The 12742-nt window shown below is 35.9% G+C and carries 14 protein-coding genes; 8 read left to right on the top strand and 6 right to left on the bottom strand.

What is annotated here, in order from left to right; all coding sequences use genetic code 11:
- Positions 1-20: 20 nt before the first annotated feature.
- Together QNI22_RS36620 and QNI22_RS36625 are read right to left on the bottom strand one after the other, a co-directional pair.
- Positions 21-989 (bottom strand): tetratricopeptide repeat protein, encoded by a 969-nt coding sequence (locus tag QNI22_RS36620; RefSeq protein WP_314519137.1) that lies wholly within the window; start codon positions 987-989, stop codon positions 21-23.
- A gap of 466 nt (positions 990-1455) precedes the next feature.
- Positions 1456-1605 (bottom strand): hypothetical protein, encoded by a 150-nt coding sequence (locus QNI22_RS36625; protein WP_314519139.1) that lies wholly within the window; start codon positions 1603-1605, stop codon positions 1456-1458.
- A gap of 938 nt (positions 1606-2543) precedes the next feature.
- On the opposite strand from QNI22_RS36625, the gene QNI22_RS36630 reads away from it, so the two are divergent.
- Positions 2544-3260, top strand: coding sequence for a thioredoxin domain-containing protein (locus QNI22_RS36630; RefSeq protein ID WP_314519140.1), 717 nt, complete (start codon positions 2544-2546; stop codon positions 3258-3260).
- 93 nt (positions 3261-3353) lie between these two features.
- Here QNI22_RS36630 and QNI22_RS36635 read toward each other — a convergent pair whose 3' ends face one another.
- Positions 3354-3752 (bottom strand): DUF5958 family protein, encoded by a 399-nt coding sequence (locus QNI22_RS36635; protein ID WP_314519141.1) that lies wholly within the window; start codon positions 3750-3752, stop codon positions 3354-3356.
- 568 nt (positions 3753-4320) lie between these two features.
- On the opposite strand from QNI22_RS36635, the gene QNI22_RS36640 reads away from it, so the two are divergent.
- Together QNI22_RS36640 and QNI22_RS36645 are read left to right on the top strand one after the other, a co-directional pair.
- Complete coding sequence (locus QNI22_RS36640; RefSeq protein ID WP_314519143.1) at positions 4321-5352, top strand: glycoside hydrolase family 43 protein; 1032 nt, start codon at positions 4321-4323, stop codon at positions 5350-5352.
- Between the two features lie 109 nt (positions 5353-5461).
- The gene (locus tag QNI22_RS36645) at positions 5462-7126 is read left to right on the top strand and encodes a M28 family metallopeptidase (protein ID WP_314519145.1); all 1665 of its coding nucleotides are present in this window, start codon (positions 5462-5464) and stop codon (positions 7124-7126) included.
- Positions 7127-7218: 92 nt separating this feature from the next.
- On the opposite strand, the gene QNI22_RS36650 is transcribed toward QNI22_RS36645, so the two are convergent.
- Both QNI22_RS36650 and QNI22_RS36655 read right to left on the bottom strand, forming a co-directional pair.
- Complete coding sequence (locus tag QNI22_RS36650; protein ID WP_314519147.1) at positions 7219-7758, bottom strand: hypothetical protein; 540 nt, start codon at positions 7756-7758, stop codon at positions 7219-7221.
- Entirely contained in the window at positions 7751-8521 is a 771-nt protein-coding gene (locus QNI22_RS36655; RefSeq protein WP_313981910.1) for a ParA family protein, read from the bottom strand. Before QNI22_RS36655 ends, QNI22_RS36650 begins: the two co-directional genes overlap by 8 nt.
- A gap of 1304 nt (positions 8522-9825) precedes the next feature.
- Here QNI22_RS36655 and QNI22_RS36660 point away from each other — a divergent pair.
- The 4 genes from QNI22_RS36660 to QNI22_RS36675 all read left to right on the top strand — a co-directional run bounded on the left by QNI22_RS36660 (position 9826) and on the right by QNI22_RS36675 (position 11268).
- Positions 9826-9990: a hypothetical protein gene (locus QNI22_RS36660; RefSeq protein ID WP_314519149.1), complete on the top strand. Its 165-nt coding sequence runs from the start codon at positions 9826-9828 to the stop codon at positions 9988-9990.
- A gap of 9 nt (positions 9991-9999) precedes the next feature.
- Entirely contained in the window at positions 10000-10434 is a 435-nt protein-coding gene (locus QNI22_RS36665; protein WP_314519150.1) for a hypothetical protein, read from the top strand.
- 188 nt (positions 10435-10622) lie between these two features.
- On the top strand, positions 10623-10904 hold the full coding sequence (locus QNI22_RS36670) for a hypothetical protein (protein ID WP_314519152.1): 282 nt from the start codon (positions 10623-10625) through the stop codon (positions 10902-10904).
- Between the two features lie 139 nt (positions 10905-11043).
- On the top strand, positions 11044-11268 hold the full coding sequence (locus tag QNI22_RS36675) for a hypothetical protein (protein WP_314519153.1): 225 nt from the start codon (positions 11044-11046) through the stop codon (positions 11266-11268).
- A 46-nt stretch (positions 11269-11314) separates the two neighbouring features.
- Here QNI22_RS36675 and QNI22_RS36680 read toward each other — a convergent pair whose 3' ends face one another.
- Complete coding sequence (locus QNI22_RS36680; RefSeq protein WP_314519155.1) at positions 11315-12121, bottom strand: hypothetical protein; 807 nt, start codon at positions 12119-12121, stop codon at positions 11315-11317.
- Positions 12122-12501: 380 nt separating this feature from the next.
- On the opposite strand from QNI22_RS36680, the gene QNI22_RS36685 reads away from it, so the two are divergent.
- Positions 12502-12651, top strand: coding sequence for a hypothetical protein (locus QNI22_RS36685; protein ID WP_314519157.1), 150 nt, complete (start codon positions 12502-12504; stop codon positions 12649-12651).
- Positions 12652-12742 lie beyond the last annotated feature (91 nt).

Consider the following 12742-nt stretch of genomic DNA (forward strand, 5'->3'; position numbering starts at 1 on the left):
TGGTTAAATCCTGAATAGATTCATTTCCAGTTTTGCTTATCCATTATTCCTTTCAGTCGGGCTCTTTCATCTTCCATTTTATCACTTAAGCCCAGCTGATCAATGATGTGATAGCTGTTTACCACTGCGTCTTTGAACCAGGGCATTTCTTTGCTTACATGTAATAACTTGGCAAACCCCTTCATTACCTCATTGTTTTGGATTAGATAAAAGGCATGTTCAGTCCGAAAATGTGGACTATAGTAAAATTCTTCTACTGCCCAATCCCAAACCTCTGGTTTTACATTTTTATCGCTTTTAAGCCAGCCAATTGCATAGATAGGTGAGTTAACAATATCTCCATCAAAACCAAGTAGATCCTGTAATGGTAAGCTCATAGGCTGGTCTTTAGGTAGCTTTTCTGCTAAAATTTCCTGATACAACTCGTGTGCTTTGTCGTGATTGCCCATCACATGCAGTGTATCAGCTAAGATGCGTTTGCTTCTGATTGAAGTGCTATCCAGTCCAAGCGCTTTCTGGCAATTACGTTCTGCTTCTTCGTAATAAGTTAAGATAAAATTTGTTCGTGCCAATGCATTCCAGAAGTTCGGGTCCTGTTCATCAGCCTCTTGCTTGTGTTCTGTGGCAATCTGTAATGCACGTTGAGGATATCTGTCATCATTGAATCTCTCAATTACTTGCCACAAGGCCAGTTGATTTCCAATCTGAGAGTCTAATAACCTATAAATGATACCTCGCCTGTCTGCCAGCGATTTTACGGTTTTCCATTCGTTAAACTGTTCCGGAAAGCCTACTGCAAATGGAATCACTTCATTTGTTTCGGTATGACGTGCCCGAATGTTAACCTGCACTCCTGGTTGTGAGATATATCTTGCAGTTGTAGCAATTATCTCATTTTCAAAGCTATCTATCTCAACTTGTAGCTGCAGATCCAGCTGGTTGCTTTCAGGTTTATCTTTTCTATTTTTCAAAAAATCAAAAATTCCCATGTGTTAGTAATGGTTTGTTTTCAGGCAAATTTGATGAAGCAGTTAAATCGTCTGAAAGCTATGACTTTTTTTACAGAGATAGCAAATATGTATTGTTTGTATTAATTTTACCATAGTACCTACCTATGCTCATGATAAACTCTGCACAGTCGTATATCATACGCATAATTCTATGCATAAAAAATTTGATAGGTTTGTATGCCCGGCTCTTCTCAAAGTAATTTTTGCATAGAATAAACCGTAAGATTGGTATGTGATTGGAATTCACCGCAAAAATTCTCACGCGCATAATTAAGGTCACAAACAAAGACTAAATACAACTATGCACATAAGATCTATTTCAATTGCTTATGTCTTTTCAATTGTTAGAAAGACACTGTTATATCCTTTAACTCTTCAGATAGAAAGCAAAAATGCAGACAAAAACATATGTTTGTTTAAAACAAAAGTATCTTCTACTATTTACTTATTCTATCTGCATCTTTTCATAGGGTAAAACACCATCATCAAACAAATCTAATTGCAAATCTGATTCTGTAGTGAGATAAAAAACATCTTTAAGGATTTTCGAAATTAATTCTCCTGCATAATAGATACGTTTCCCTACATCCATCATACTATAGAGTGCAGGTGTAGCAGGGCTCTGATTTTCTATAGGCTGGGCAAATTGATATAAAACTTGGTTTAAGCGCTTTCCTGTTCTGAAGTCAGGCTTTTAACTGAAATGTAGATAGCTAATCCAAAATTAGTGTCTTGTTCAGAATCACAGAATTCGGTAAAATGAGCTCTATACATTATCTGAATTACCATTTTCTCTTTTATTTTGATTTTCAAAAAGAAGGACTTATTGTAAGGCTCCACATTAAATGTATAAACAATATGTCATATCCTGCAGCCTTTTGACCGGTTTTCCCCTTGGATAATTTCTATAATAAATACCTTCTTTTCTATCTCTATTATGCCGCAACATGACAGCGGCCTGCTTTGAATACGGCCAGCCAAGTAATGTGCCAACCAACAAAATGCTTATATAGACTGTTCACTGAGGAATCCTGCCAAGTAATAAAAGAGAAAGTATACAACATATCACTGAAACAAAAGACAATGCCATAAGTCCCACTTTAGCATATGTATATAAGAAATAAAGCACTTTATTCATTTATATACTCCTTTTAGTATGATCCCGTGATACTTGTTTGTTTAACTTGATGATACACTCCTGATTTATAGTAATTAACGTACATATTCTTCATTAAAAAATTTATAGATATATCTCTATAAATTTAGTAGGAAATAATTGTAAATGTATTAATCCTCTTTTACATTTGTTTTATCCTCTAATTAATGCCCACCAACTTAATTAGATGCTCCTGATTCCCGGGGCATAGGCAATTATTGATCTGATCAGACAGTCTATAAAGCCTGTCAGTGAATGCTAAACTTTTTTTGAATACCCAAAAGCAAATTTGAAAGCACCAACTCAAATAGAGTTTATTCTACTCGTTTTGTTTGAATTGTGTGGTTGATTGATTCACATTTTTATCTGTACTCCGTATGAAACAAATCCTACTTACTCTGTTTGTAGTGGTTCTATTACCATTTGGAACACCACTTTATGCCCAATCAGGCAATAAACCCGAACAGCTCACACTAGATGCCTTTGAGCAAAAATTGCTAAATACAGCACATCCCCAAATCTTGGATGTTCGTACACCTGCTGAATTTGCAGAAAATCACCTGAAAGGAGCTGTAAACCTAAGTGTAGCTGACTCTATTGGCTTTAAGAAGGGAGTTAGCCTGCTTGATAAGCAACAACCCGTTTTTGTGTATTCCATTAACAATGGACGTAGTGGTCAGGTCGCAAAACAATTACGCACTCAAGGCTTCTCTAGTGTGTATGAGTTACCAGGAGGTATAGCCCATTGGTTGGGTGCTGGTAAACCTGTAGAAACAAAAGTAGGTAAAGGACTAGCTCAACAGGAGTATAATCAACTGGTAGCATCGAATGAACTGGTACTGGTAGAAGTTGGCTCTAAATATTGTGGGGGTTGTAAAAAGCTGGCACCTGTGGTAGATACAGTGGTTAATGAACATGCGTCTACCTTGAAACTTGTTAAGATTGAATTATATGACAACCGGCAGTTGGCAAGCCAGCTTCAAATTGAGTCTGTACCTACTCTAATCTTATATAAAAATAACAAGCCTGTCTGGAGACAATCAGGTGGGATCACGAAACCAGAAATTGAGCAGGCTCTAAACAAAGCATTGTAATCGAATCTCTTACTAGTAAATAATCACCCTATTTGAATGAGTCAATTCCTTCCTATAGGGCGATTTGTTATGTATTTAATAGAAGCTACACAATTAACTTTCATCATCCAGGTGATGCCATTCATGAGAACACTCTCCTTTGCACCACTTTTCCCGACGAAGTGTATCCGAAGCCTTAAAGATACTGAGCATAACAATAAATGATTTGCGGTATTCTGTAGCAGGAAGTTTACTTATCTTTTGAAATGCCAATGAAAGATTGTTCTTCTGAAAGATAACTACAGGAGTCATCGTTTTTTTTATAGGTGCCTCGTCAATTCCCTGTGCTATCGTTTCAGGTGTAGGACCTGATTGAGACAGATAAAACATTATATGATATGTAGCTTTTTTCTGTTGTTCCTCATTCAAAGAATCATACCATTGAATACCATCTTCTAAAGGCAGTTTATTCTGCGCAATCTTGTTTAATAAAAGTTCTTCGGGAGATAACATATCTACACGCTTTTCCAAAACTCAAATTCTCATTAATATATATCTTATAAAACTACTTTGTCGTCTGATAAATAAAAACAAACTTCTGGTAAACATTCATAGAATATATCTCAAATAACAGAGTAAAACATTCTGTTCTGCAAAGCAGCCAATTTCCAAAGAAGTCAAACCACTTATTCAGGGCAGTTCATGCCAATCAGAACACACTATTGGATCTAAAGATAGATGGTCATGAATATGATGCAATCTTGGAAGGGATAGAAGTCTGCTTAGAGAAATTCTCACACTCGACCCTGACAATATTAAGGCACAGATAATATTTGGAAAATTCTGTCTGGATCGTGGGGACAATCTGGAAGAGAGCAATGAATAATGCAAGTCTCATGCTAGTCTTCGTCCAACTAAATTTGATAGATCTTAGAAAGTGTTGATGAGAGAAGTATCTCATCAAATAGCTTGTCACGTTAGTGACAATAGGTTCCAGAATTAAAAAGATCAGATAGTTTTACCCACTTTTCCAAAAGCAAAAAACATTTAAATTTGGGAAGACACTTTTAACACTTCCTTCATGAAACATTTTTTGCTAGCTATCACTACAGTATTTTATTTTTCATTCCTGACTAATCTAAAGGCTCAGGAACAAACCTTTTCCAATCCTTTACTACCTTCAGGAGCTGACCCGTATAGCACTTATTATAAAGGCTATTACTACTATTCAAACAGTATAGGAGGTGACCGTTTGCAATTGCGAAAAACCAAAAACTTAGCCAATTTAAAGCAAGGTGAAACAAAAATCATCTGGCAACCACCCATAAATACTAAACATTCAAAAGAATTATGGGCTCCTGAAGTACATCACATAAACGGAAAGTGGTATGTTTATTATGCAGCGGATGATGGCGATAACAACAATCACCGAATGTATGTGATAGAGAACAGTTCAGAAGATCCTTTTCAGGGAGAATGGAAATTTAAAGGCAAACTTGCTACACCTTCTGATAAATGGGCTATTGATGGAGATGTGTTCTCTTACGAAAATCAGCTATATATGATCTGGTCTGGATGGGAAGGTGATAAAAACGGCCAGCAAGATATCTACATAGCTAGAATGAAAAATCCGTATACTCTGGAAGGTGAACGGGTAAAGATCTCCTCTCCTACCCTTGAGTGGGAAAGAAGATGGCAGGGAGGTCCTGAGGTATATGTAAACGAGGGTCCACAGTTCCTTCAACATGGTGACAAGGTATTTATTGTCTACTCTGCTAGTGGTTGCTGGACAGATCACTATTCTCTGGGTTTGCTAGAACTGCAAGGCCACGATTTACTCAATCCGGATCAATGGAAGAAGCATCCTCAACCTATATTCACAACTTCAGAAGAAAACGGAGTATATAGTCCTGCACATAACTCATTTTTCACCTCTCCCGATGGAAAAGAAGATTGGATACTCTATCATGCTAATGACAATCCGGGTGATGGTTGTGGAGGAAAACGATCTCCTCGTATGCAGAAATTTACATGGAATGCAGACGGCACTCCCAATCTGGGCATTCCGGTTTCTATAAAAGAGGAGCTACAGGCACCTTCTGAAAGCAAATAGATTAGACCAAAAGACCAATACTATTTTGATACAAATGACATCTGTATCAGAAAACATCTTTTATTTTCCGGCCAATTATATGTGTCACTTATCCAAATTCTGATAATATATGAAATATCGAATTCTTATTTTAGGCTGTGTTGCAGGCATTGCTTTAACTGGCTGCAGCCAGAAAACAACAGAATCCCCTACAGGAGGGGATGGACTATCAGCCTTTAGTGCAGATAGTCTTGGTAAAAATATCAGTGTATTAGCCTCTGATGACTTTCAGGGACGTAAACCCTTTACTGAAGGGGAAACTAAAACTGTACAGTTTTTGGAGCAGAAATTTGCTGCTATGGGCTTAGAGCCTGGGAATGGCAATAGTTATGTACAGGATGTGCCAATGGTAAACATAGCTACAGAAGCATCACCAAGTATGCAGGTACAAGGGACTAAAGGAAGTTTTGAGTTGAAAGGTTTTACTGACTATGTAATCTGGACTGAGAAAACAGATTCGGTGATTTCATTAAATAAAGACGAATTAGTTTTCGCTGGATATGGTGTAGTAGCTCCCGAATATAACTGGAATGACTATGCAGGCCTGGACGCCAAAGGCAAAATTGTACTGGTCATGGTAAATGATCCTGGTTTTAGGGTAGACCAACGTTTGTTTAAAGGAGATACAATGACATATTATGGACGCTGGACCTACAAATTTGAAGAAGCTGCCCGGCAAGGAGCTAAGGGATGTCTGATTATTCATACTACCAAAGGAGCTAGCTACCCTTTCAGCGTTGTGCAAAATAATTGGAATGGTTCACGTCTACGCCTTGATGACAGAGGAAAAGAACAAAAATATTGTTCAACAGTGGGCTGGGTAACACAACAAACCGCTCAACGTCTGCTTTCAGCAGCAGGGAAAGATACAACCTTGTATGCTCAAGCTAATAAACCTGGATTTAAACCTGTTCCTTTGGGGGTGAAGTTATCAACCAGCATCAAGGTAAAAGCGACCTTTAATAAATCACATAACGTAATCGCAAAGATTACAGGTTCTAAACATCCCGATGAATATATTATCTATACGGCTCACTGGGATCACCTGGGGATTGGTAAACCTGATGAAACAGGTGATTCGATTTACAATGGTGCCCTGGATAATGCCAGTGCAACAGCAGGATTGTTTGAACTGGCAAGAGGTTTTAAAAGTCTCGCTGATAAACCTACCCGAACGGTAGTATTCCTGTCTGTTACAGCAGAAGAACAAGGGTTGTGGGGTTCAGCCTATTATGCACTAAATCCAGTCTACCCGCTAAATAAAACAGTTGCCAACATCAACATGGATGTACTTAACTCCTATGGGAAAACTAAAGATATAGTTATAGTAGGACGTAACCAGTCTCAATTGGAAGATTACCTGAAGGAAGCAGCCGAAAAAAAAGATCGCGTGATATCATTTGAAACGCATCCGGAATCTGGATATTATTATCGTTCTGATCACTTTAATTTTGCCAAAGCAGGTGTGCCCGCTCTATATATCAACAATGGTATAGATGTGGTTGATAAAGGTAAAGAGTATGGACAACAGAAGGCAGATGAATATACAAAACAACACTACCATCGCCCTTCGGATGAATACAATGCAGCTACATGGAACTTAGAAGGAGCCATTGGTGATCTGCAGCTGTTATTTGAAGTAGGCAAACGCTTGACCTCAGAAGAAAAATGGCCCGAGTGGAAACAAGGATCTGAATTTAAAGCTATTCGTGATAAATCAATAGCAAATCCATAACCTATCATATCAGATTACACACTAACATTCAATTGATCGGATGTTAGTGTGTAATCTGGAATCAAGAACTTGTAGTCAAAAGACACTCACATTTAGAACTCAAGCTCTAAACCTGAGTCTGGTATTGGTGGATAATCTTTTTTATCACTCATAAAACGGATCAGCAGATTTTCGACAACATAACTTGCACCTTGCTTCTTCTGACGTAGTCCTTCCCAATAGATCATCCGTTGCAGATGCTCCATTACATCCTGTGAAAGATAAAAAGTATAGTTGCTTCTCTCTACCGCTTGTTTTCCAACATTATCCTTTACACTTGTATCCTTTCTGGGGATGGCTTTTGAATTTACCTCAGCTTCTTTAGCTTTCACAGCCTCCGGCTTAGTTTTCGATATAGTCGAAGCTGTGTTTTTACCAGTGTTTTTGACAGAGTTCACATCTTCTATTGTCTTCTCCCCTCCCCCTTCACTATTTTGTGTGTCTCCATCTGTTGGTTTAGTAGCTACGGATGATCCAGTCAATGCTTCACGATTTAATTTCTCTTCTTCTTCTGCCAATTCGAGCAGTGTCTTACCTTTTGTAGCCAAAGGTGTGTTTTTAAGCGATTCAGAGATAAGATCTTTTTTATTCATGGCGAGTCAGGATTTCTTTAGTGAGGGATAAATAATCAACTGCACCGTTACAATTTCCATCATATTCAAAAATAGATTGTCCTTTCATAGGCGAATCGCCCAACGCCGTACATGTACGAATATAAGTAGAGAAAACCTTTTCTCCCAAGGCACTATCCCTGATAGCATCTGCAAATCCTTTCTTGGTGTTATTTCGTTCTTTCGCATTGTATTGAATAATAACAATACCCAACAACTCAATGTTTTCATTTACCTCCTGCTGAATCTTTGTCAGATACTCATCCAGTGTAGAAATACCCACATAAGAGAAATAGGCAGTCTGATAAGGAACCAACAAATCCGTAGCTGTAGACATCGCATTCTTGGTATAAATTCCCAGGTTAGGACCACAATCAATCAGAATATAATCATACACATTAGCCTCTCGGATAGGCTTTAACGCTTTGTAAAGCAGCAGTTCACGCAAAGATTTTTCATTTAGAGTTGAAATTACACTATCCATAATCGGATGAGCAGGAATCAAATCCATTCCCAGTGCAGGAACAACCACCTCCTTCAGCGAGTGTAACCCCAACAATAGGCTTGCCAGGTTATTTTCAGAAAAACTTGTTTCTAACCGAAAAGAAATGGTCAGGTTGGCCTGAGGATCGGCATCTATAAGCAATACCTTTTTTCCCAGATCACGCAGGGCAGCACCTACGTTCAAAGTTGTGGTAGTTTTCCCTACCCCACCCTTCATGTTGGCAACAGCTATGGTTCTCATTCTGATGTTGTGGTTTATATTGTTTAGTTATCCTTGTATATTATTTTTTTCATTTCTTATGAATGTACCTTCTCTTCTTACTACTTCTTTTTACGGCTTAACAGAGATAGACTTTTCAATTTAGAATGTACAAGTAGTACTTAAACATGTTTTACATATATATTCTATCATATACTCAACTACGAATCTTTCAAGGCTCATTCACTCAATACGTATTACACACCAATAGATTAAATAGTAAATTAATACTTATTCATTCAATATAGATAAAAGCAAGTAGTATTCACTGATTTTATAAGTACTTTTTGCACATTCAGTTTATAAATATAAAAAGCATGAACATACACTAAATCTTCATTCAGTATTTTTAAAATCTCTACATATACATGCAATACACCTACAATAAAGCAACAAATATTTAATAAATCAGCATGCATAGTATATATATTCAGCAAATATATACATAATTAACATAGACATATTACATATACACATAATAAATAAATATTCACTTACTAAGCAAGCAATTAATAACTATGCAAACAATAAAAAATAGCACAATATATAACTACTAATTACACAATATTTAAATATACATTAAAAAATAATTTAATCAATTAATCTTTATTAAATCACTAATCATTCAATAAATATAAAATAAGCATTCATATAACAACTAAATGAACAATTAAACAATGAAAAAATACTCATTTAAATATTACCTTAATAAACATTTAAGAATTAAACATTTATACAATATCTATCATATAATAATTAAATAATTATTGTATGATATTACATTAACAAAACAACTAAACTTAACATCGTGTATTTAACTAATAATTAATCTATAAATGTTTATTAACATACTATTTATTGCATCAACAATTATTTAATAATAAAATATTCACATAATTTATATTCATACATTAGTGACTATAAGACAACTACATATTACGTATACATTGTTACATTGAGTAGGTAAAAATTAAATACGTATAAATAACACATTGAAAAAATGTAGAGTAAGTCAATGTATGAATAAAAAGTCAAGATGAGGAGAATGTATTAATACGCGGATAGCGCATAAAACAAGACACTTATAGAATAGTCATTTACTGCATACACATGATTAAAATGTATATGCAATAAATAGTCACTAATCTATTCATCGAATAAAGATTAAATATGAATAAATGACACATTAAATAAATATAAAATAAGTTAATGTAGAATGGCAACAAAAAAGAGGAGGAGATATGTTAGTATTGATAGCTTTGTTTAATATCCTAATCTGAACTAACATGAGTGAAATTGTTATTGCTCAAAACCTATTACTTAAATATCTTAATTATCATTGCAACTGGGTACAATGTAACTTTGCGACTGCTCGTCCTGCCCAGTTTCGTGAACAGCAGCTAGTAGCTATGCTGAAGGCATTTGGCATTGTTCCTTCATTGGATAAATAAATAAATAATGTGACAGTATCAAATGATTTGGTACAGACGGAAATAAATTCAGATAGGAATTCTTTTCGAGGTTGGCTAAATAAAGTTTTTGGTCCAAAAGAACTGAGGCTCGCAGTTTCTGATGAAGATGAAGAGCTTGCACATCAACGAGCTGAGGATATGAAGCGAATAGCCATCCTTCATTATTTTACAAAAAACACATTTCTGGCGGAAAGAGATATAAAGACTTATGTACCTCTTATGGATCAGGCAATTGATGTTGTCAGGAAAGAGCTTACATCGCTAAACGAAACAGATATGCGTTTTCCCAAACATTATGAAGTGAGTTGGTTGTATGGTAAATTATTAAGTTTCCGAATGGAGATGTATAATGTCACTTACCCGTGGGGTGGTATGCTTGAAGGATTCTCTGTTGGGTACTGGTATAGTCGTATAATATACTGACTACTGAGGTTCAGAAGCAAATCATACCTCATCTTGCTATCATTGATCATGTACTGTACTTTGTCAGATTATAGACCCTTGCAATCAGCAGATTGCGATGAGTGATCTTATGGAGAAATATAGATATCCTGATGTTGATCTGGATGATATAGATAGGGAGTGGAGAATTGGTAGAGTTAGGTTTGCATATGAGTGATGTTTTGTTAGTATTTAATAGCTACTCTGTTTTAAAGTATGGCGACAACATTCCCTCAGTTCTCAAAAACGTGGTATTTTTTTGCTTACCATCAGTTCGTCCAGCTGAAAACACATATGAATCTTTTGATTATGAAGTATTACTATCATTAAATACTGAAAAATTGGATGGTTCGCTGCAGTGGTTACAAGCTATTGCCAATGGTCCTCAACAATGGTCCTCAACGCAGATCCCTGAATCTCCCTCTAGAAATGGCTGCATGGGAGAAAACTAGGGAAAAAAGCAAGGAACTTCCACCTTCTTTTCTGAAAATGGAGTACAATTGAGCAACAAGCATCTATGAGAAAATTAGTGTTGTCTTCTTCTTTTATAACCGCTATGCAGAGTTTCAACAGCTACATACTTACACTGTTATGTCTGATCCTGAAGTGGATGCTGATGAGGATACAGAAAAAATGATTGAAGAGGTAGACGCATGCTCTCATACATTTCTTTATGAATGCGTACCTGATTTTGAATGCTTCTTATATAGAGTATGGCTTGAAGGAGATATCTGTTATGCTATGTCTAAATTATACAAAGGACAGGAACTTACTCCTGAACAGAAAGAATATTTACATTTTTATGAACAAGCCTAATGAACAGAGTATTAGACGCTAATCTATGGGATGATATCCATAATTATCATTTTATTACATCCATCAGGTTATATACTACTGCACCACGGTAGGTATTACGAAGGAGAAAAATAGCATTTTGTCGGGGTTCGTACGAATAAATAATACCAGATGGAAAGTCAAAGCCATTCTCGAAGATGTAGAAAAATACCCTGTTGATTCCATAAGTTGGTAAATCTACAATTGCTTCCCGTATCAATTTTAAATCTGCACTAAAGAAAAATATATGATCAATTTTTGTAATGTAATTATGGGTTTTAAATATGAACTGATCGTCAATTTTGCCTAAAAACCAGGCTCGGTCATATTCTGACAGTTCAAGCTTGTTTCTCTTTATGGGCTGCAGTGTGTCCAAGGGAAGTTGATAAAAATAGTTATCAATTCCATATAACAGGATTTTATCTTCAGCTATCTCAAAATTAGTATTTTCGTAATCGTATTGAATAGGATAGGATACCATATTGCCACTAGTATCGGTTATAGCTAACCCATTGTATGTATTATTCTCTGTTGTACTGGTATCTCTAGTAAAATAATCCGTAATCAGAAGATGATTTGCTGTTATTCGAATATGTCCATTAAAATTTGCAGTTGATATTAGGGTACTATTTCCTAGTAAATCGACATGAAATATTTTTCCATAAGAGATACACATGAGTCCATTTTCATCTGAAACCATATCATAGACTCCTGTTATATCTTTATCCAGGCTTTTCCAGTGAATTTTATTCAGCAAGGTTCCTTTAGAATTAAAAAGTAAGATAGTAGTATCATCAGGTACATAATATCCTCCTTTGTTGTCAGACCTAAACACAAGAGGAAAGTTTTTTCTGAAGTTATAAGATAAGAGTACTGGCTTGGCTGTGGGATGTGAAGGGGATATCGGCTGTTGTATAGTATTCTGGTTTGTAGGCTTCTTCTCAGTGGTGGTTTCTGAGCCACAGCCTGTTAAAATGTATAGACATGCAACTACAAAAAAACCGTAACAATAATTAGACATAACAAAGGACTCGTATTTTTTAGAAAAGTAAAATCTGATGACAAGTTAGACAATAAAAGATTCTGTACTGATATAAGTTGTACTATTTCTACAGAATATATTAAGCAAGAAAAAATAGCAGGTTGATAAGAATAAACATGTATCTGTAATTAGCTAAATGATGCAAATAAGTTAATACGGTACCACCAACAGGAGTGCGGCCTACTGGTGCCAAGTCAAGGATTTACCGGATTCAAACACTGGTTCTGGTATGCAAAGAAGCAGAAGGATTTAATGTAGCTTCAGACAGAAGAGAACTATGGACAGCACCATTTGATGCTATAGCATGGGTTGTTTTACAGTAACCTCACTTTATATCTTATTCTGGGTTATCAGCATTTTTAAAAATATAGATGACCCAGGTTTATCTATTCCTGTTATGGTGAATTTCAGCAC

The organism is Xanthocytophaga agilis (assembly GCF_030068605.1).
GTDB lineage: Bacteria > Bacteroidota > Bacteroidia > Cytophagales > 172606-1 > Xanthocytophaga > Xanthocytophaga agilis.

Excerpts from the sequence above, each read along its gene's own strand:
- QNI22_RS36630 (WP_314519140.1), top strand. The coding sequence starts at position 2,544 with ATGAAACAAATCCTACTTACTCTGTTTGTAGTGGTTCTATTACCATTT.
- QNI22_RS36670 (WP_314519152.1), top strand. The coding sequence starts at position 10,623 with ATGAGTGATGTTTTGTTAGTATTTAATAGCTACTCTGTTTTAAAGTAT.
- QNI22_RS36650 (WP_314519147.1), bottom strand. The coding sequence starts at position 7,758 with ATGAATAAAAAAGATCTTATCTCTGAATCGCTTAAAAACACACCTTTG.
- QNI22_RS36625 (WP_314519139.1), bottom strand. The coding sequence starts at position 1,605 with ATGATGGATGTAGGGAAACGTATCTATTATGCAGGAGAATTAATTTCG.
- QNI22_RS36635 (WP_314519141.1), bottom strand. The coding sequence starts at position 3,752 with ATGTTATCTCCCGAAGAACTTTTATTAAACAAGATTGCGCAGAATAAA.
- QNI22_RS36660 (WP_314519149.1), top strand. The coding sequence starts at position 9,826 with ATGAGTGAAATTGTTATTGCTCAAAACCTATTACTTAAATATCTTAAT.
- QNI22_RS36645 (WP_314519145.1), top strand. The coding sequence starts at position 5,462 with ATGAAATATCGAATTCTTATTTTAGGCTGTGTTGCAGGCATTGCTTTA.
- QNI22_RS36675 (WP_314519153.1), top strand. The coding sequence starts at position 11,044 with ATGTCTGATCCTGAAGTGGATGCTGATGAGGATACAGAAAAAATGATT.
- QNI22_RS36620 (WP_314519137.1), bottom strand. The coding sequence starts at position 989 with ATGGGAATTTTTGATTTTTTGAAAAATAGAAAAGATAAACCTGAAAGC.
- QNI22_RS36640 (WP_314519143.1), top strand. The coding sequence starts at position 4,321 with ATGAAACATTTTTTGCTAGCTATCACTACAGTATTTTATTTTTCATTC.
- QNI22_RS36655 (WP_313981910.1), bottom strand. The coding sequence starts at position 8,521 with ATGAGAACCATAGCTGTTGCCAACATGAAGGGTGGGGTAGGGAAAACT.